This is a genomic window from Kosakonia oryzendophytica (assembly GCF_900094925.1).
Classification (GTDB): Bacteria; Pseudomonadota; Gammaproteobacteria; order Enterobacterales; family Enterobacteriaceae; genus Kosakonia; species Kosakonia oryzendophytica.
This window is the reverse complement of record NZ_FMAY01000002.1, coordinates 438,222-457,045: the sequence shown is the minus strand read 5'-3', so window position 1 is coordinate 457,045 and position 18,824 is coordinate 438,222. Positions and strand designations below refer to the sequence as shown.

At 53.2% G+C, this 18,824-nt stretch carries 16 protein-coding genes; 4 read left to right on the top strand and 12 right to left on the bottom strand.

The genetic code is table 11. The features are described 5' to 3' along the window. Positions 1-95: 95 nt before the first annotated feature. Genes lspA through ribF form a run of 3 tightly spaced genes read right to left on the bottom strand, consistent with a single transcriptional unit; the run spans position 96 to position 4,399 of the window. Positions 96-596: a signal peptidase II gene (gene lspA, locus GA0061071_RS05350; protein ID WP_061497802.1), complete on the bottom strand. Its 501-nt coding sequence runs from the start codon at positions 594-596 to the stop codon at positions 96-98. Beyond that, entirely contained in the window at positions 596-3,412 is a 2,817-nt protein-coding gene (ileS, locus tag GA0061071_RS05345; RefSeq protein ID WP_061497804.1) for an isoleucine--tRNA ligase, read from the bottom strand. The genes lspA and ileS overlap by 1 nt, the downstream gene beginning before the upstream one ends. 45 nt (positions 3,413-3,457) lie before the next feature. Further along, positions 3,458-4,399, bottom strand: a complete 942-nt coding sequence (ribF, locus tag GA0061071_RS05340) for a bifunctional riboflavin kinase/FAD synthetase (RefSeq protein WP_061497806.1) — start codon at positions 4,397-4,399, stop codon at positions 3,458-3,460. A 327-nt stretch (positions 4,400-4,726) separates the two neighbouring features. Between ribF and rpsT the strand changes: the two genes are divergently transcribed. Beyond that, a complete protein-coding gene (gene rpsT, locus GA0061071_RS05330) occupies positions 4,727-4,990 on the top strand; it encodes a 30S ribosomal protein S20 (RefSeq protein WP_061497808.1) in 264 nt (87 codons plus the stop codon). Positions 4,991-5,037: 47 nt separating this feature from the next. Here rpsT and nhaR read toward each other — a convergent pair whose 3' ends face one another. From nhaR to dnaK, 4 genes are all read right to left on the bottom strand, one after another. Next, positions 5,038-5,937: a transcriptional activator NhaR gene (nhaR, locus tag GA0061071_RS05325; protein WP_061497810.1), complete on the bottom strand. Its 900-nt coding sequence runs from the start codon at positions 5,935-5,937 to the stop codon at positions 5,038-5,040. A 30-nt stretch (positions 5,938-5,967) separates the two neighbouring features. Continuing rightward, positions 5,968-7,131, bottom strand: a complete 1,164-nt coding sequence (gene nhaA, locus GA0061071_RS05320) for a Na+/H+ antiporter NhaA (RefSeq protein ID WP_088237367.1) — start codon at positions 7,129-7,131, stop codon at positions 5,968-5,970. A 164-nt stretch (positions 7,132-7,295) separates the two neighbouring features. Beyond that, entirely contained in the window at positions 7,296-8,438 is a 1,143-nt protein-coding gene (dnaJ, locus tag GA0061071_RS05315; protein WP_061497814.1) for a molecular chaperone DnaJ, read from the bottom strand. An 85-nt stretch (positions 8,439-8,523) separates the two neighbouring features. Then, entirely contained in the window at positions 8,524-10,437 is a 1,914-nt protein-coding gene (gene dnaK / locus GA0061071_RS05310) for a molecular chaperone DnaK (protein ID WP_061497816.1), read from the bottom strand. 297 nt (positions 10,438-10,734) lie between these two features. Between dnaK and satP the strand changes: the two genes are divergently transcribed. Beyond that, the gene (gene satP, locus GA0061071_RS05305; protein WP_088237366.1) at positions 10,735-11,301 is read left to right on the top strand and encodes an acetate uptake transporter; all 567 of its coding nucleotides are present in this window, start codon (positions 10,735-10,737) and stop codon (positions 11,299-11,301) included. Positions 11,302-11,351: 50 nt separating this feature from the next. On the opposite strand, the gene GA0061071_RS05300 is transcribed toward satP, so the two are convergent. The 3 genes from GA0061071_RS05300 to tal all read right to left on the bottom strand — a co-directional run bounded on the left by GA0061071_RS05300 (position 11,352) and on the right by tal (position 14,437). After that, complete coding sequence (locus tag GA0061071_RS05300) at positions 11,352-12,659, bottom strand: MFS transporter (protein ID WP_088237365.1); 1,308 nt, start codon at positions 12,657-12,659, stop codon at positions 11,352-11,354. A 126-nt stretch (positions 12,660-12,785) separates the two neighbouring features. Continuing rightward, positions 12,786-13,373 (bottom strand): molybdopterin adenylyltransferase, encoded by a 588-nt coding sequence (mog, locus tag GA0061071_RS05295; protein WP_061497822.1) that lies wholly within the window; start codon positions 13,371-13,373, stop codon positions 12,786-12,788. A gap of 110 nt (positions 13,374-13,483) precedes the next feature. Beyond that, a complete protein-coding gene (tal, locus tag GA0061071_RS05290; protein ID WP_088237364.1) occupies positions 13,484-14,437 on the bottom strand; it encodes a transaldolase in 954 nt (317 codons plus the stop codon). Positions 14,438-14,721: 284 nt separating this feature from the next. Between tal and GA0061071_RS05285 the strand changes: the two genes are divergently transcribed. Continuing rightward, entirely contained in the window at positions 14,722-16,152 is a 1,431-nt protein-coding gene (locus GA0061071_RS05285; protein ID WP_061497826.1) for an alanine/glycine:cation symporter family protein, read from the top strand. An 80-nt stretch (positions 16,153-16,232) separates the two neighbouring features. After that, on the top strand, positions 16,233-17,006 hold the full coding sequence (gene yaaA / locus GA0061071_RS05280; protein WP_088237363.1) for a peroxide stress protein YaaA: 774 nt from the start codon (positions 16,233-16,235) through the stop codon (positions 17,004-17,006). A 37-nt stretch (positions 17,007-17,043) separates the two neighbouring features. On the opposite strand, the gene GA0061071_RS05275 is transcribed toward yaaA, so the two are convergent. Together GA0061071_RS05275 and thrC are read right to left on the bottom strand one after the other, a co-directional pair. Further along, positions 17,044-17,340 carry a DUF2502 domain-containing protein gene (locus GA0061071_RS05275; RefSeq protein ID WP_061497829.1) on the bottom strand — a complete coding sequence of 99 codons (297 nt, stop codon included), beginning with the start codon at positions 17,338-17,340 and terminating at the stop codon, positions 17,044-17,046. 194 nt (positions 17,341-17,534) lie between these two features. After that, positions 17,535-18,821 carry a threonine synthase gene (thrC, locus tag GA0061071_RS05270; RefSeq protein ID WP_088237362.1) on the bottom strand — a complete coding sequence of 429 codons (1,287 nt, stop codon included), beginning with the start codon at positions 18,819-18,821 and terminating at the stop codon, positions 17,535-17,537. Positions 18,822-18,824 lie beyond the last annotated feature (3 nt).

Here is an 18,824-nt window from a genome sequence, read left to right as displayed (position 1 = left end):
TATGTTTTGAGCAGTGATACTGCCCGGTTGCATTTTCATTGCCGGATGACACAACGCTATCCGGCCCACAACCGGGCCTGCACTGCTTTGACGGATTACGCCTGTTTTTTCGTTGCCGCGGAGGGTAAGAAACCTTCCAGCACAATCAACGCCGCACCGATACAGATCGCGGTATCAGCAAGGTTAAACGTAGCAAAATGCCAGTCGCCCATATAGAAATCGATCATATCGACGACAAAACCATGCCACAAACGGTCGAACAGGTTACCCAACGCACCACCGATAATCAGCGCATAAGCGATGTTATTCAGTTTCTGCGAGGCTTTCGCCCGGTACATCAGCACCGCCAACACCACGCAGATGCCTATAGCGATACCCGCGAAAAACCAGCGCTGCCAGCCACCACTGTCAGCCAGAAAACTGAATGCGGCACCATAGTTACGCGCATAATGCAGATTAAGAGACGGGAACAGAGAAACCGTATCCCCCAGAGCAAAGTTCTGGAGGATCAGGTATTTACTGCCCAGATCGATAATCAGCACAACCACGACCAGCCATAGCCAGCGCAGCCCTGTTGAAAGGATCGGTTTACTCATCAGGCAAACTTACGTTTTTCGCCGTCACCGGCGACGTTGCTTACACAGCGTCCGCAGATATCTGCGTGTTCCGCCACCTGACCGACATCGGTAGTGTAATGCCAGCAACGCGGGCATTTCTCACCTTCGGCCTTGCTTAATTCGACCTTCAGCCCTTTGAGCACATCGCTCTGCCAGGCGTCCGCAGAAGCCGTGGCATAATCCGCAACTTTCGCACCCGAGGTCAACAGGACAAATCGCAATTCATCCCCCAGCGCTGTCAGCTTCGCCGCCAGCTCAGGTTCGGCAAACAGCGTTACCGCCGCTTCCAGAGAACCACCGACTTTCTTGTCAGCTCGCGCCTGTTCAATCACCTTGTTCACTTCGCCGCGGACTTTCAGCAACTCGTCCCAGAAGGCATCGTTCATGGCTTCGGTTTCAGCAAGACCAAACAGGCCTTCGTACCACTCACCAGTGAAAACATACTTCTCACGATCGCCCGGCAGGTATCCCCAGATTTCATCAGCGGTGAAGGACAGGATCGGTGCCATCCAGCGCACCAGCGCCTCGCTGATATGATACAGCGCGGTCTGGCAGCTACGACGCGCAACGCTGTCTGCTTTTGCGGTGTACTGACGGTCTTTGATGATGTCGAGGTAGAACGAGCCCATCTCGATGGAGCAGAAGCGCATCAGACGCTGTACCACTTCATGGAAGTCGTAGGACTCGTATGCTTTCAGGATATCTTCCTGCGCTGCTTGCGCGCAGCCAACCGCCCAGCGATCCAGCACCACCATCTCTTCCGGCTGCACCATATCTTTTACCGGGTCGAAACCGTTCAGGTTCGCCAGCAGGAAGCGCGCGGTGTTACGGATACGACGATAGCTGTCGGCGGCACGTTTGAGGATTTCGTCCGACACTGCCATTTCGCCGGTATAGTCGGTCGACGCCACCCACAGACGTAAAATGTCTGCACCCAGCTTATTCATCACATCCTGCGGCGACACGGTGTTGCCGATGGATTTGGACATTTTGCGGCCCTGGCCATCAACGGTGAAACCGTGTGTCAGCACCTGGCGGTATGGCGCTTTGCCTTTCATTGCCGTAGAAATCATCAGGGAAGACATAAACCAGCCACGATGCTGATCCGAACCTTCCAGATACATATCCGCCGCATGACCGGCAAATTCCGGGCGCACATCCACAACGGAAGCATGGGTTGAACCGGAGTCAAACCAGACGTCCAGCGTGTCCGGCACTTTCACATAATTGTCAGCATCGTCACCCAGGATGTCACGAGGATCGAGATCCCACCATGCCTGGATCCCCTCCGCTTCAACGCGTTTAGCAACGGCTTCAATCAGCTCTTCAGTACGCGGATGCAGCTCTTCCGTGTCTTTGTGAACAAACAGCGACATCGGCACGCCCCAGGTACGCTGACGCGAAATACACCAGTCAGGGCGGTTAGCAACCATGGATTCGATACGCGCCTGGCCCCAGTCCGGGATCCACTGTACACCTTTGATCTCTTTGAGAGACTGCGCGCGCAGGCCTTTTTGATCCATGCTGACAAACCACTGCGGCGTCGCACGGAAGATGATCGGCGACTTGTGACGCCAGCAGCACGGATAGCTGTGCTGCAGTTTTTCGACATGCAACAGTGCGCCGCTGTCACGCAGCATATTGACGATGATGTCGTTGGCTTTGAAGACGTTGATGCCATCCAGCGCAGGATAGGTCCCGGCCAGATACGCGCCGTCCGGGCCGACCGGATTAGCAATTTCCAGACCGTATTTCAGGCTGATGGTGTAGTCGTCCGGGCCATGACCGCCGGCGGTATGCACCGCACCGGTACCGGCATCCAGCGTAACGTGATCGCCCAGGATCGCTGGCACATCAAAGTCGAGGAACGGATGTTTAAAGCGCATCAGTTCCAGTTCAGAACCTTTCACGGTGCCCAAAACAGCGTAGTCTGCAGCGCCGATGCGTTTTGCTACGCTTTCAACCAGATCTTTCGCCAGGATCAGCGCCTGACCATCAACCTGCACCAACGCATAGTCGAATTCTGGTGAGAGGGAGATCGCGCGGTTGGCTGGTAGTGTCCACGGGGTGGTGGTCCAGATAACAAGCGAAATCGGGCCATTAACCGACGATACGCCGAATTTGGCTTTTACCGCAGCCTGATCAACCGCGTGGAATGCAACATCAATGGACGGAGAGGTTTTGTCGTAATATTCCACTTCCGCTTCCGCCAGCGCAGAGCGGCAGTCAACGCACCAGTGCACCGGTTTCGCGCCTTTATGCAGGTGGCCATTGCCAATGATTTTCCCCAGCGCACGAATGATGTTAGCTTCGGTTTTGAAGTCCATCGTCAGATACGGGTGCGACCAGTCGCCCAGCACGCCAAGGCGGATAAAATCAGCGCGCTGACCGTCAACCTGCGTGGCTGCGTATTCGCGACATTTGGCGCGGAACTCGGCGGCGGTGAACTTCTCGCCCGGTTTCCCGAACTCCTGCTCCACTTTCAGCTCGATCGGCAAGCCATGGCAGTCCCAGCCCGGAACGTAAGGCGAGTCATATCCTGCGAGTCCTTTGGACTTCACAATAATGTCTTTCAGAATCTTGTTAACCGAGTGACCAATATGAATGCTGCCATTCGCATAAGGAGGGCCATCATGCAGAATGAAGGTTTTTTTGCCTTTTTTCGCTGCACGGATGATGCCGTACAGGTCATCATCAGTCCAACGCGCCAGCATCCCCGGCTCGCGTTTGGCGAGATCGCCACGCATCGGGAACCCTGTTTCCGGCAAATTCAGGGTAGATTTATAGTCACTCATCAGATTCTCGGTTCCGTATTTCGGTTTGATTAATACCACCAGGCCTTAAGAAGCCGGTTTAGATAGCCCAAAAAACTCGCGGGCCGCTACCTCATCTCGGGCGATTTGCGCTTTCAGTTCATCGAGGGAGGCAAATCGCTGCTCATTGCGTAATTTTTTACGCAGTACTACATCTATATGGCGCCCGTAGAGGTCCATTACAACATCCAGCAAATGCACTTCCAGTTGCTGACGTACACCAGAGACTGTCGGGCGAGTGCCGATATTGGCAACGCCGGGAAGGACAGTATCGCCCAGTCCAGCCACTTCTACCGCATACACCCCTTTAACCGGGGAGACCTGACGACGCAGCGGTAAATTCGCCGTCGGGAAACCTATCGTCCGCCCCAACTCATCGCCGTGCACCACGCGCCCGGAGATGCTGAAAGGATGGCCCAGTAACGTTTCAGCTTGTTCGAGGTTATCGTCAGCCAACGCCTGCCGCACCGCCGTGCTGCTTACGCGAGTACCGCCTTCACAAAAGGTTTGTGTGCTGATAACGTCAAAGCCATACTTCTCGCCCGCTTTCTGTAATAACAAGAAATCCCCCTGGCGACCAGCGCCAAAGCGGAAATCATCACCGACGGCGAGAAATTTCACGCCAAGACGATCGACAAGCAGATCGCTGACAAACGTTTGTGCGGTCAGCGCTGCAAAACGGCGATCGAAACGCACGCACAGCACGTAATCCACGCCGCATTCCGCCAGCCAACGCAGCTTTTCCCGCAAACGCGTCAGGCGTGCAGGCGCTTTTTCGCCAGCAAACAGTTCCAGCGGTTGTGGTTCAAAAATCATCACCACCACGGGTAGCCCACGAGCACGGCCTTCTTCGCCAAGCCCTTGTAATAACGCCTGATGGCCACGGTGGACGCCATCGAAATTACCAATAGTCAGCACACACCCGTGCGGTGCCTGGCTGAGATTATGTATGCCGCGTATCAGCTTCATGTCTGGCTCAAAACAGTGAAAATCGTCGGATTATACCTTGTACAGCGTGCGACGTTAACCGACGATTGCCTTAACAAAGCAGAAAGGAGAAGGATTTCATCAGGCTGTGTCCTGTAGGTATGAAAATCTGGCCTTGATAGCGATTTTTCTGGTGGAAAAGCTGTATTCGCGACACGCAAGCTGTTAGAATCCTGCGCCATCACTACGTAACGTAGCGTCGTGCATTAACGGCGCTTATTTGCACAAATCCATTGACAAAAGAAGGCTAAAAGGGCATATTCCCCGGCCTTTGAATTGTCCATATAGATCATATTTGGGAGTTGGACCTTGGCTAATATCAAATCAGCTAAGAAGCGCGCCGTTCAGTCTGAAAAGGCTCGCAAGCACAACGCTAGCCGTCGCTCAATGATGCGTACTTTCATCAAGAAAGTGTACGCTGCAATTGAAGCTGGCGACAAAGCCGCTGCGCAGAATGCATTTAACGAAATGCAACCGATCGTGGATCGTCAGGCCGCTAAAGGTCTGATCCACAAAAACAAAGCAGCGCGTCATAAGGCTAACCTGGCCGCGCAGATCAGCAAACTGGCTTAATCGCCCGCTTGTTGGCTTTGTGAAAAACCCGCCTCCTGGCGGGTTTTTTATTTCCGTAACGGTGAGAAGAGCCCTGAGTAATCTCGATTACAAATGCGCTGCACCGCCGGATGCTGGATCATCCGTTCCGCGAAAATGGCGTGATACTCCTCCATCACATTATCCACCCGCCCTATCTCTACCATGCGCTCGTCCGCATAAAAGTCGTGAATATACAGCGATGGTGCGACAAAAATTGCGTTATGCGCTGCACCGAACGCCTTCATTAACGCGGCATCGTCAAACTCCCCGAGGATTTCCACCTGTAATCCCTGGACGTTAAACCAGTTCAACAATTTGCGTCCGAGCATGGAGCGTCGGCCAGGTATCAATAAACGACGTTCTTCCAGGCAAAACGGGAATGGTTTTTGCGGCGGCGGATTACAACACCAAAAACTGACGCTGCATTCACCAATCTTCACGGAAAAGAGTCCCTCTTGTTGCGTGGAATCGATTGGGCAATCAGAGATGATCATATCCAGTTTATGCTGGCTTAATTGCTCAAGCAGCAGCTCGTGGGTAGACTCAAAACAGCGCAGATGAATTTGTTCCCCGTCCTGTACGGCAGCGTCCAGCACCCCACTCACCAGCCGTTTAGAGAGCGCATCGGCGACCCCCACATCAAAGAGCAAATTGGACTCTTTACGGTAATTAATGGTATCCAGCATTTCCTGACTCAGGGTGAACATTTTATCCGCATAGCGAAACACCAATTCACCCAGTTCTGTCGGCTCCAGCCCACGCCCCTTACGTTTAAAGAGTTTGCCTTGCAACCGCTCTTCCAGCGCTTTGATCTGCCCGGTGATAGTTTGCGGCGTCAGCCAGAGTGCCTCCGCCGCGCCAACGACGGAGCCTTCACGATAAACATGCCAGAAATAATACAAATGATTGTAATTAATATAAGACATCGATGATTCACTCCCTGCCGACGCCAGGCATTAAGGGCGGGCAATGCGCGTACGTAACAGGCAATAACCGAGTATTGCCGAGATGACAGAACCGGTGAGAATGCCCAGTTTACTCCAGGCAATCATCTCCGCATGTGCATCGCCGAAGGCCAGTGAAGAGATAAAGATAGACATGGTAAAACCAATACCGCACAGCACGCCCACAGCCATAATTTGACTGAATACCGCGCCTTGCGGCAGTTTCGCCAGTTTTGCACGTAGCGCCAGCCAGCAGAAAATAGAGATACCGAGTGGCTTACCGATAACCAGACCCGCAATAATTCCCAGGGGCAGCACATCAGCCAGCCCGGAGATCGACATGCCGTCCATGGAAACGCCCGCATTGGCGAAAGCAAACAACGGCAGAATGAGCCATGCCACCCACGGATTAATGGCATCCACCAGTTGATGTAAGGGTGAAACACCTTTCTCTTCACGCAGCGGAACAAAAAAGCCAACGACAACACCTGCGAGAGTTGCATGCACGCCGGATTTCAATACTGCCGTCCAAAGTACAACACCGACCAGCATGTAGAGGCCAATACGACGGACATTCAGGGCATTCATAATGGCCAACACGACGATAGCAGCAGCAGCCACACCCAGCGCCATGGTGGAGAGATCGCTGGTATAGAACAGCGCAATGATGATAATCGCTCCGAGATCATCGATGATGGCCAGCGCCATCAGAAACACTTTCAGCACGGGCGGAACCCGGTTCCCCAACAGGGCAAGCACACCGAGGGCAAATGCAATGTCTGTGGCTGTAGGAATTGCCCAGCCGTGGCTCGCCAGCGGATTGTGAAAATTAAACAACAAAAAGATCAGCGCCGGTGCAACCATGCCGCCGAGTGCAGCGATGACGGGGAAAACCGCCTGCTGACGGCTGGCAAGCGTGCCTTCAACCAGCTCATATTTCACTTCCAGTCCGACCATCAGGAAAAAGACTGCCATCAACGCGTCGTTGATCCACAGCAACATGTCTTTTTTGATTTCCAGCGATCCGACTTTCAGCTCGACAGGCATTTGTAGAAAAGAGTTGTATAAATCCTGCGTAACGCCGAGGTTGGCGCATAACATCGCCAGCGCAGCCGCAATGATAAGGACAATGCCGCCGGAGGCGTCACTGTTAAAAAAACGTTGTAATAACTTCATCTTATTCTCCCGATCCCTGTAACGTCGTGGCAGCTATCTTACGCTCGTCAACTCTTCGCTAAAAACAGATTATTATTGCTTATAGATTCCTTTTTTCCGAGTAATGAGAAAGCGTAAAAAAAACCCGGCAAAAGCCGGGTCTGATAAATATCTGGTGATCTCGCTTAACGCGTCAAATCATCAAAGAATTTTTTCACACCGTCGAAGAAGCTTTTAGAACGCGGGCTGTTATGTTCACCCGTCGGACCACCAAAGCTATCTTGCAGATCTTTCAACAGTTGTTTCTGTTTCTCATTCAGACCGACTGGCGTTTCTACGACGACCCGACACAGTAAATCGCCCTGTGCGCCGCCGCGTACAGATTTCACACCTTTGGCACGCATACGGAACAGTTTGCCCGTTTGGGTTTCGCTTGGCACTTTCAGCTTCACGCGACCGTCCAGCGTCGGTACTTCAATCTCACCGCCCAGCGCCGCCATAGCAAAATTGATCGGCACTTCGCAGTACAGGTTGTTACCTTCACGTTCGAAAATCGGGTGCTGTTTCACCTGTACCTGAACGTACAAATCGCCTGCTGGCGCACCGTGTTCACCCGCTTCGCCTTCACCGCTCAAACGAATACGATCGCCGGTATCGACACCTGCCGGGATTTTAACGGACAGGGTTTTGGATTTTTCTACACGACCATGACCATGGCACTTGTTGCATGGATCTTTGATCAGCGTACCGCGCCCCTGGCAATGCGGACAGGTTTGCTGCACAGCAAAGAAGCCCTGACGCATCTGCACCTGGCCGGAACCATGACAGGTCGGACAGGTCTGCGGCTGTGTGCCTGCTTTCGCGCCGCTACCATGACAAACATCGCACTCTTCCAGAGTCGGAATGCGGATCTCTTTTGTGACGCCACGGACCGCTTCTTCCAGCGTTAAGTCCATGTTATAGCGCAGGTCAGCACCCCGTGCCGCGCGCTGGCGACCACGGCCACCGCCGAAGATATCGCCGAACACATCGCCGAAAATATCGCTGAAATCCGCGCCGCCGCCAAAACCGCCGCCGCCGAATCCACCGCCGCCACCGCCCTGCTCAAATGCCGCATGGCCATACTGATCGTAAGCCGCACGTTTTTGGGCATCGGTCAGGATTTCGTAGGCTTCTTTGATCTCTTTAAATTTGGCTTCGGCCTCTTTATCGCCCTGATTGCGGTCCGGGTGATATTTCATGGCCAGGCGTTTGTACGCCTTTTTGATTTCACGCTCTTCCGCTGTTTTCGGAACGCCTAAAATCTCGTAATAATCTTGCTTCGCCATCGGTTTATCTGCCCCTTAACATACGAGCACGGGCGTGGAGAGAACTCCGACGCCCGTGCTGGTTATCTACCCTGCATAAGGGCGATTATTTTTTGTCTTTTACTTCTTCGAACTCGGCGTCAACAACATCGTCATCTTTCGCGTTGTTCGCGGAAGCATCAGCACCTGCTTGCTGCTGTGCGTGCTGCTGCTGTGCGATTTCCAGTAATTTCTGGGAAACCTGCGCCAGCGCCTGCATTTTCGCTTCGATATCAGCTTTGTCTTCACCTTTCAGTGCCGTTTCCAGCGCGCTCAGTGCAGACTCGATAGCAGTCTTGTCTTCTGCCGGCAGTTTGTCGCCCGCTTCTTCAACCTGCTTACGCGTGCTGTGCAGCAGATGGTCACCCTGGTTACGGGTTTGCACCAGTTCCTCGAACTTACGATCGGACTCAGCGTTCGCTTCTGCCTCACGCACCATTTTCGCGATCTCTTCTTCATTCAGACCAGAAGAGGCTTTGATGGTGATTTTCTGTTCGCGGTTGGTGTTCTTGTCTTTTGCAGAGACATGCAGAATACCATCGGCATCGATATCGAAGGTGACTTCAATCTGCGGCATACCGCGCGGAGCAGGGTTGATGCCATCGAGGTTGAACTGACCCAGCGATTTGTTATCAGACGCACGTTTACGCTCACCCTGCAGCACATGGATGGTTACCGCAGACTGGTTGTCTTCCGCAGTAGAGAACACCTGGCTGTGCTTGGTCGGGATGGTGGTGTTTTTGTTGATCAGCGCAGTCATTACGCCGCCCATGGTTTCGATACCCAGCGACAGCGGGGTAACGTCCAGCAGCAGAACGTCTTTCACTTCACCCGTCAAAACACCGCCCTGAACCGCAGCACCGATAGCAACAGCTTCGTCCGGGTTCACGTCTTTACGCGGCTCTTTACCGAAGAATTCGGCAACTTTTTTCTGCACCATCGGCATACGCGTCTGACCACCGACCAGGATCACGTCGTGAATGTCGGAAACAGACAGACCAGCATCCTGCAGTGCAACTTTCAGCGGCTCGATGGAACGGTTTACCAGGTCTTCCACCAGGCTTTCCAGTTTCGCACGAGTCACTTTGATGTTCATGTGTTTCGGACCGGTTGCATCTGCAGTGATATACGGCAGGTTCACATCGGTCTGCTGTGCAGAAGAGAGCTCGATTTTCGCTTTTTCTGCAGCTTCTTTCAGACGCTGCATCGCCAGCGGATCGTTACGCAGATCGATACCCTGATCTTTCTTAAACTCTTCCACCAGGTAGTTAATCAGACGGCTGTCGAAGTCTTCACCACCCAGGTGGGTATCACCGTTGGTTGCCAGAACTTCGAAGGTTTTTTCACCGTCAACATCATCGATTTCGATGATAGAGATATCGAACGTACCGCCACCCAGGTCGTATACCGCAATGGTACGGTTACCGGTTTCTTTATCCAGACCGTAAGCCAGTGCCGCCGCGGTCGGTTCGTTAATGATACGTTTGACTTCCAGACCTGCGATACGGCCGGCGTCTTTGGTCGCCTGACGCTGCGCATCGTTAAAGTAAGCCGGAACGGTGATAACAGCTTCAGTTACCGGCTCACCCAGGTAATCTTCCGCGGTTTTCTTCATTTTTTTCAGGACTTCCGCAGAAATCTGCGGCGGCGCCATTTTGGTGCCTTTTACGTCAAGCCATGCGTCGCCGTTGTCGGCAGCAATGATTTTGTACGGCATGATGGATTCATCACGCTGAACTTCTTCGTCCTGGAAGCGACGGCCAATCAGGCGTTTGATCGCAAACAGGGTGTTTTGCGGGTTCGTCACTGCCTGACGTTTAGCCGGCTGACCCACCAGAGTTTCGCCATCCTGTGTGTAGGCAATGATAGAAGGTGTGGTGCGGTCGCCCTCTGCGTTCTCCAGCACACGTGCCTGAGTGCCATCCATAATCGCTACACAAGAGTTGGTAGTACCCAGGTCGATACCAATAATTTTACCCATCTAAACGTCTCCACTAAAAATTCGGTCAACATGTGGTTGTGAACCTGTAATAAGGGCGAAACGTGCGGTTTCAACTGCCCAGTATCGTTTTTTTTCAGGCCCACATACTGCGGTTGACTACAAGATGGGGTCGTAACGTCACGCATCAAGGGGGAGGGATAAAAAATTTTTTAATTTCCACCTGTTCAGATCATAGACAGGCTTATTGGCGCTAATTATGATGCCGCGCCTCGCTTCCTCAATAGTGATGCGGGGACTTTTCATTTCACCATTCAAATTGATTTATTTTGAGGAATTATGGGCAACACTAAGTTGGCTAATCCGGCTCCGCTGGGCTTAATGGGCTTCGGCATGACCACTATTCTGCTTAACCTGCACAATATTGGCATGTTCCCGCTGGATGGCATTATCCTGGCTATGGGCATTTTCTATGGTGGTATTGCACAAATTTTCGCTGGCCTTCTTGAATTCAAAAAAGGCAACACCTTTGGTTTAACCGCATTCACCTCTTACGGCTCTTTCTGGCTGACGCTGGTTGCTATCCTGCTGCTGCCGAAAATGGGGCTGGCGGATGCGGCGAACGGCCACTTCCTGGGCGTTTATCTGGGCATTTGGGGTGTGTTCACGCTGTTTATGTTCTTTGGCACCCTGAAAGGCGCGCGCATGCTGCAGTTCGTGTTCCTGAGCCTGACCGTACTGTTTGCTCTGCTGGCTGTGGGTCACCTGGCTGATAACGAAAGCATCGTCCACGTCGCTGGCTGGATCGGTCTGGTATGTGGCGCCAGCGCCATTTATCTGGCAATGGGCGAAGTGCTCAACGAACAGTTTGACCGTACCGTATTGCCGATTGGTGAAAAACACTGATTTGTCATGCAATCGTATGAATAAGAACGGAGCCCTGCGGCTCCGTTTTTTTATGACTGCTGTACTGTAGGCCCTGCAATACGATCTTCATGGTAGAGATCCTGGCGCAACCAGATCCCCAGTGCCAGCCCCATTAGCGATAGCGCCAACACATACCAGGCAGGAGCCATTGGCGAGACGCCCATCAACATGGTTACCGCAATCGGCGTCAGCCCGCCAAAAATGGCGTAGGAAACATTGTAAGAGAAGGAAATGCCCGTGAAACGGACCTCCGCAGGGAATGCACGTACCATCACAAAAGGCACCGCGCCCACCACGCCGACACACAGCCCGACCAACCCATAAAGCAAAAACAGGTATTCAGGATGGGGGCCAACCAGATGGTAGAAAAACCAGCTGGAGCAGGCGAGCAGAATGCTCCCGACAATAAAGGTGCGGCTGGCGCCAACACGATCCACCAGCAGTCCGGCGGCAAGGCAACCGAAACACAGCATAACGGTAGCGACGCTGTTCGCTTGTAAAGTCAGTGCCGGAGCAAGCCCGTACTGTTTTTGCAGCCACACCGGCGACATCAGGATCACAACCACAATCCCGGCGGATAGCAGCCAGGTCAGTAGCATGCTGACCACCACCGCTTTCTTATGCTTCAGCACAACAGATTTCACCGGGAGCTCCTGCGCTAACGCTTTGCGTTGTTGCATCTCGAGGAAAATCGGTGTTTCCTGCAACCAGCGGCGCAGGTACATCGCTACCAGACCAAACGCCCCGCCGAGCAGGAACGGAATACGCCATCCGCCATCGTGGATCCCTTGCTGCGTCATGCTGGTATTCACCAGCGTCGCCACGACCGAACCCAGCAGGATCCCCACCGTCAACCCAGCAGTCAGCGTCCCACAGGCAATGCCAATGCGCCGCGCCGGAACGTGTTCAGCAACGAACACCCACGCCCCCGGCACTTCACCGCCAATAGCCGCGCCCTGCAAAACGCGCATCAGCAGCAGTAATAATGGCGCGAGGATCCCCATAGAGGCATAGGTTGGCAGTAAACCAATCGCCAGCGTCGGCAGCGCCATCAGCAGGATACTCAGGGTAAACATCTTTTTACGCCCGACTAAATCGCCAAAGTGCGCCATCACAATACCGCCGAGCGGACGCGCCAGGTAACCTGCGGCAAAAATACCGAAGGTTTGTACCTGGCGCAGCCATTCCGGTATATCAGCAGGAAAGAAGAGCTCGCCAACAACCGCGGCGAAGAAGACGAAGATAATGAAGTCGTAAAACTCCAGCGCGCCACCAAGTGCGGCAAGGGTCAGAGTTTTATAGTCCTGTCTGTTCAGTGGGCGAGTGTAATTTGACATAATCAACCATTTGTAAAGAGGAAGTGCTGATTTAATTATTACGCACGATGTAAATTAAAAATTACTATATCGTAAATAAATCAACACTCCAGCACTGGCATCACTTATGTCATACAATCCCATTTTTTAGGATAATGTTTCGCGCCTTGCGCTTTTAGGACGGAAAGATGCTACAACTTGCGCATTGGTCTCCACATAAGGCCCGTCAAGCAGCTGTACACAATACGGTACACTCGCAAAAATACCAGGCACCTTCACTTCGCCGTTTTCTGCTTTGACGCCTTCCAGCGTCTCTTTGATGGACTTCGGCTGGCCGGGTAAATTGAGAATCAGCGCCTGTTTACGAATAACCCCCACCTGGCGGGAAAGAATCGCGGTTGGCACAAAATGAAGGCTGATCTGCCGCATCTGTTCACCGAACCCCGGCATTTCGCGATCGGCAACTGCCAGCGTCGCATCCGGCGTTACATCACGACGCGCGGGCCCGGTTCCGCCCGTGGTCAGCACCAGATGGCAGCTCATTTCATCAACCAGTTCACACAGGGTTTGTTCAATGATGCTCTGCTCATCGGGGATCAGGCGGGTTTCAATGTGAAAAGGCGTGGTTAACGCGCTCGCCAGCCATTCTTCCAGAGCGGGGATGCCTTTGTCCTGATAAACGCCGCTGGAGGCGCGATCGGAAACAGAAACCAAACCAATGCGTAGTGTGTCCATATTCATTCCGTTCAAAAAAACCGAGATATACGGAAATGATACACGCTGAGGGGAGAGTCAAACAGAGCGGAGAAAAGTAAGCGTGACCGGAACCCGGCCACGCATGAGGATTACAGCAGGTCGCCAACCATTTTTTCCAGTTTTTCCTGGTCAACGGCAAACTTGCGGATACCGTCCGCCAGTTTGTCTACCGCCATCGGATCCTGGTTATGCTGCCACAGGAATTCCGCTTCGGTGATACGCTCCGGACGTGCTTTCACGTCGCCGGTGTACGCCAGTTTACGTTCAAGGCTGCCCGCGCTTTCAGACAGCTCTTTCAGCAATGCCGGAGCAATAGTCAGACGGTCACAGCCCGCCAGTTCAATGATTTCGCCAGTATTACGGAAGCTTGCGCCCATCACCACGGTTTCATAGCCGTGTTGTTTGTAGTACTGATAAATTTCGGTTACGGAAACCACGCCCGGATCTTCGGCCGGCACATACTCTTTCTTATCGGTATTGGCTTTGTACCAGTCAAGAATACGGCCGACAAACGGAGAAATCAGGAAAACGCCCGCTTCAGCACAGGCACGCGCCTGGGCGAAAGAGAACAGCAGCGTCAGGTTACAGTTGATGCCTTCTTTTTCCAGTTGCTCAGCCGCGCGAATACCCTGCCAGGTGGAGGCCAGTTTGATCAGAATACGATCGTTGCTGATGCCAGCATCGTTGTACATTTTGATCAGACGTTTCGCTTTCGCGATAGAGGCTTCGGTGTCATAAGAGAGACGGGCGTCAACTTCAGTAGAAATACGACCAGGGATCAGTTTCAGGATTTCCAGACCAATGTTCACCGCCAGCTTATCCGTCGCGTCAACCACCTGCTGCGCACGATCGCTGCTCTGGCTACGCGCCCACGCCACCGCATCATCAATCAGCTTGCGGTATTCCGGGATTTGAGCAGCGCCAAGGATCAGAGAAGGGTTGGTTGTTGCATCCTGCGGCTGGTAAAGCTTCATTGCCGCGATGTCTCCGGTATCAGCCACGACTGTTGTGTACTGACGCAGGGAGGTCAATTTATCCGTCATGATAATGTTTCTCTTTAAACGATACCCTGAATAAATCACGTTAAGACCAACAGCGCATTCGTCATCCGGAAACCCGGAATCACAAACGCAGCCAGCGCACCTGAACGAGAAGTATGACGAGTATACTAGTTAGGGGGATGTAACCGGTCTGCCCCGATGATATCACGACGCACTGTGAGCGCAACCGCAGACAATGCTGTGAATATTGTATGGTAAACTCAGTGGATTCATCGCCTGCAACAGGCTGCAGGACCAGATTACCGGCATCAACAAGAGGGACGTTAATGCCAGAATTTTTCTCATTTATCAGCGAAATACTCTGGGGCTCCTTAATGGTTTACCTGCTGGCGGCAGCGGGTATCTGGTTTTTGCTTCGCACCCGGTTTGTTCCCTTTCGCTTTATCACGGACTTTGGGCTAAGTCTGAAAAGCAGTCGCTTATTGCAACCCGGCACGCTCTCTTCGTATCAGGCATTATGCCTCAGTCTGGCGACGCGGTTGGGCAGCGGTAACCTTGCGGGCGTCGCGTTTGCCCTTACCACAGGTGGCCCTGGTGCTATTTTTTGGATGTGGGTTTCCGCCATCATCGGCATGGCAACCAGTTTTGCTGAGTGCTCGCTGGCGCAGCTCTACAAGGAGCGGGATGCCAGCCACCAGCTACGCGGAGGACCGGCGTGGTACATGGAACGAGGGCTGGGCATGCGCTGGATGGGCGTGCTGTTCTCTGTTTTTCTGCTGCTTACCTATGGGCTGGTATTTAATACCATTCAATCCAGCGCTGTCGCACGCGCCATACACTATGCCTGGCAGGTGCCGGGATTTATTACCGGTCCATTGCTGGCCGCATTCTCTTTCCTGTTTATCGTTAAAGGTCTGAGAGGCGTAGCCCGGTTAACGCAATGGATGGTGCCGATAATGGCGTTTACGTGGATTATCATGGGCTTTGGCATCAGTCTCTGGCACGCGAATCTGCTGCCTGGGGTCTTTATCACCATCATTAAAAGCGCTTTTGGCTGGCAGGAGGCCGCAACAGGCACAATGGCTTACACCTTGAGCCAGGCCGTCACCAGTGGTTTTCAGCGCAGTATGTTTGCCAATGAGGCGGGCATGGGGTCATCACCCAATGCCGCCGCAGCCGCGGCATCATGGCCGCCGCACCCCGCTGCGCAAGGCATAGTACAGATGATTGGCGTATTAACGGATACCTTCCTGGTGTGCACCGCCAGCGCACTGGTGCTATTACTGGCAGGCGTCACCCCGGCCACTGACACGTACGGCGGCATTCAGTTAATGCAACAGGCCATGGTATCGCTCACCGGTGGCTGGGGCGCGGGTTTTGTGGCGCTTATCGTGATTCTGTTTGCTCTGACTTCCATCGTCGCCAATTACATCTACGCGGAAAATAACCTTGTCTTCCTGCGGCGCAACAGCCGACGAAATATCCTGCTGCTACGTACCTGTGTCATGGTGATGGTGTTACTGGGCGCGGTGATCAACGTGCCGCTGATCTGGCACGTTGCAGATGTGGTGATGGCGCTGATGGCGATGATCAATCTGACTGCGATTCTGCTCCTGTCCCCGGTGGTGAGGCTGCTGGCTCGCGATTATATGCGCCAGCGCAAGCTGGGCGTCATGCCAGTGTTTGATCCCAAGCGCTACCCGGATATTAACCGGCAACTGGCGCCAGGCGCCTGGGATGACATTCCCCGTTCGTAGCGCTAATCGCAACTATCGATCAAGTTTGTTCTTTTTTTTGCTAAAGTCAGCGGAAATTTCTCGCACAGCAAGGACTGAGTATGCTGATTTTAATTTCACCTGCTAAAACACTCGACTACCAAAGCCCGCTGGCGACTACGCGTTATACGCAGCCGGAGCTGCTGGATTATTCGCAGCAACTGATTAAGATCGCGCGCAAACTCTCTGCGCCGCAAATCAAAACGTTGATGGGCATCAGCGATAAACTGGCCGACCTGAACGCCACCCGCTTTCATGACTGGCAGCCAGACTTCACGCCGGATAACGCCCGCCAGGCGATCCTGGCTTTTAAAGGCGATGTCTACACCGGGCTTCAGGCTGAAACATTCAGCGACGCGGATTTCGACTTCGCGCAGCAGCATCTGCGGATGCTGTCTGGCTTATATGGCGTGCTACGTCCGTTGGATCTCATGCAACCTTATCGCCTGGAAATGGGCATCCATCTCGAGAACGCCAAAGGCAAAGATCTGTACTCATTCTGGGGCGATGTGATCACTAACAAACTCAATGAAGCGGTTGCTGCGCAAGGCGACAACGTGGTGGTGAACCTGGCTTCTGATGAGTACTTCCGTTCCGTTAAAACGCAAAAACTGAATGCGCAGCTGATTAAGCCCGTATTCCTTGATGAAAAGAACGGTAAATTTAAGGTGATCAGTTTCTATGCCAAGAAAGCGCGCGGCCTGATGAGCCGTTACATCATTGAGCATCGTTTAACGAAGCCTGAGCAGTTAACCGGATTCAACAGCGAAGGTTATTTCTTTGATGAAGAGGCTTCGGTAACAGGCGAAATGGTGTTTAAGCGCCACGAACAGTAAAAGTTACCCTCTCCCGGTCGGGAGAGGGTGATAAAGGTTACGGGTGGCGCTGCCACTCCTGCTCCGGGTCGCCACGGTGGTCATCGTGGTGATCGCGGGGATCATCACGACGATCGTCAAAGTGGCCGTGCGGTTGCCAGCGGTTTTCACGCCATTCGTAGTGTTTTTTCCACCAACTGTGATCGCGCCAGTGGTCACCATCCCAGTAGTGACCGCTATTGTCACGGTCGCCAATTTGCAGTTTCACTGCCGGCACAAGCGTGATTTCTGCGGCCTGAACCGCAAGGGGAGCCACCAACATCATGGAAAGCGCTAACATTACAGGTTTCAACATAGGTTACTCCTTTGCATCATCCAGCCCGTAGTGGGCCGATGTGAGGAGATTACGTAACGCCAGCCTGCGTTGTTATTGGCGCAATCCTATTCTCTAACCCTGCGCATTTATTGGGAATTTCTGCTTTTTCCCTGCCAGATCTCTACATAATTTCTCCCCATTTCCCCCGCCAGTACAGGGGGGAAACAGAGAAATTACGCGTTACGCATCATTAACTGACGTAATGCCGCAAAATCCGCAGGCAACTGATGGGACAACAGCGGCAGGTCCGCGCGGTCCGCCAGTTCTTTTGGCAGCGCTAACGGTTCCCCCAGGATCTCCTCTACGCTCTCTTTAAACTTCGCCGGGTGCGCAGTCCCAAGGAACAGACCGTATTCTCCCGGATTCAATTGATCGCGCAGCGCACGATAGGCGATGGCCGCATGCGGCTCGGAAATATAGCCTTTGCCCTGCAGCTCACGCATCGTGGCTTTGGTGGTTTCATCATCCACTGCGGCATAGCCCAACTCATTGAGACGCCAGATTTTACGGCGGAACAACTCTTCGACGCGCGGCCAGTTATTGGGTTGGCTGACGTCCATAGCGTTAGACAACGTGGCCTGGGTCGCTTTTGGCTTCCACTCACCCTCTTTCAGGAAGCGTGGAACCGTGTCGTTGCTATTGGTCGCTGCAATAAAGCGTTTGATCGGCAGGCCGAGGGATTTTGCCAGCAGGCCGGCGGTCAAATCACCGAAGTTACCGCTGGGGACAGAGACAACCAGTTGGTTGCGCGCTTCCTGAGGCAGTTGTGCAACCGCTTCAAAGTAGTAACAAATCTGCGCCAGCAAACGGCTAATGTTGATCGAGTTCGCTGAGTTCAGCCCCAGCGCCGCTTTCAACTCTTCATCGTCAAAAGCCTGTTTTACCAGAGCCTGGCAGGCATCGAAGTCCGCATCAACAGCGACCGTTTCGATATTACCGCCCAGCGTGCAGAACAGTTTTTCCTGCAATGGGCTGATTTTGCCCTGTGGATAGAGGATAACAACGCGGACGTTTTTCATGCCATAGAATGCATGCGCCACCGCCGCTCCGGTATCCCCTGACGTTGCGGTCAAAATAGTGACTGGTTTATCGCCGCTGATGGCGCTCAGCATCTGCGCCATAAAACGCCCACCAAAGTCTTTGAACGCCAGAGTCGGCCCGTGGAAGAGTTCCAGGCAGCCCACATCGCTTTCAACCGAACGCACCGGCGCCGGGAAGGCAAAAGCCGCACGAACACGTGCTTCCAGCGCATCCTGAGGGATTTCATCACCGATATAGGCAGCGAGGATTTTCGCGCTACGGGTGACAAAATCCTGATTCAGCATCTCGTCAATTTCCGTCAGGTTGAATTCCGGTAAATCGTGAGGGAAAAACAGCCCCTGATTTTTGCCAAGCCCTTGGGTGACGGCCTGCGCAAAGCTGACCTGCTCGTTGTGATCTTTTAAATTGTAGAGTTTCATTGG

Excerpts from the sequence above, each read along its gene's own strand:
- ileS (WP_061497804.1), bottom strand. The coding sequence starts at position 3,412 with ATGAGTGACTATAAATCTACCCTGAATTTGCCGGAAACAGGGTTCCCG.
- dnaJ (WP_061497814.1), bottom strand. The coding sequence starts at position 8,438 with ATGGCGAAGCAAGATTATTACGAGATTTTAGGCGTTCCGAAAACAGCG.
- satP (WP_088237366.1), top strand. The coding sequence starts at position 10,735 with ATGGGCAACACTAAGTTGGCTAATCCGGCTCCGCTGGGCTTAATGGGC.
- ribF (WP_061497806.1), bottom strand. The coding sequence starts at position 4,399 with ATGAAGCTGATACGCGGCATACATAATCTCAGCCAGGCACCGCACGGG.
- lspA (WP_061497802.1), bottom strand. The coding sequence starts at position 596 with ATGAGTAAACCGATCCTTTCAACAGGGCTGCGCTGGCTATGGCTGGTC.
- thrC (WP_088237362.1), bottom strand. The coding sequence starts at position 18,821 with ATGAAACTCTACAATTTAAAAGATCACAACGAGCAGGTCAGCTTTGCG.
- GA0061071_RS05285 (WP_061497826.1), top strand. The coding sequence starts at position 14,722 with ATGCCAGAATTTTTCTCATTTATCAGCGAAATACTCTGGGGCTCCTTA.
- yaaA (WP_088237363.1), top strand. The coding sequence starts at position 16,233 with ATGCTGATTTTAATTTCACCTGCTAAAACACTCGACTACCAAAGCCCG.
- GA0061071_RS05275 (WP_061497829.1), bottom strand. The coding sequence starts at position 17,340 with ATGTTGAAACCTGTAATGTTAGCGCTTTCCATGATGTTGGTGGCTCCC.
- dnaK (WP_061497816.1), bottom strand. The coding sequence starts at position 10,437 with ATGGGTAAAATTATTGGTATCGACCTGGGTACTACCAACTCTTGTGTA.
- mog (WP_061497822.1), bottom strand. The coding sequence starts at position 13,373 with ATGGACACACTACGCATTGGTTTGGTTTCTGTTTCCGATCGCGCCTCC.
- GA0061071_RS05300 (WP_088237365.1), bottom strand. The coding sequence starts at position 12,659 with ATGTCAAATTACACTCGCCCACTGAACAGACAGGACTATAAAACTCTG.
- nhaR (WP_061497810.1), bottom strand. The coding sequence starts at position 5,937 with ATGTCTTATATTAATTACAATCATTTGTATTATTTCTGGCATGTTTAT.
- tal (WP_088237364.1), bottom strand. The coding sequence starts at position 14,437 with ATGACGGATAAATTGACCTCCCTGCGTCAGTACACAACAGTCGTGGCT.
- nhaA (WP_088237367.1), bottom strand. The coding sequence starts at position 7,131 with ATGAAGTTATTACAACGTTTTTTTAACAGTGACGCCTCCGGCGGCATT.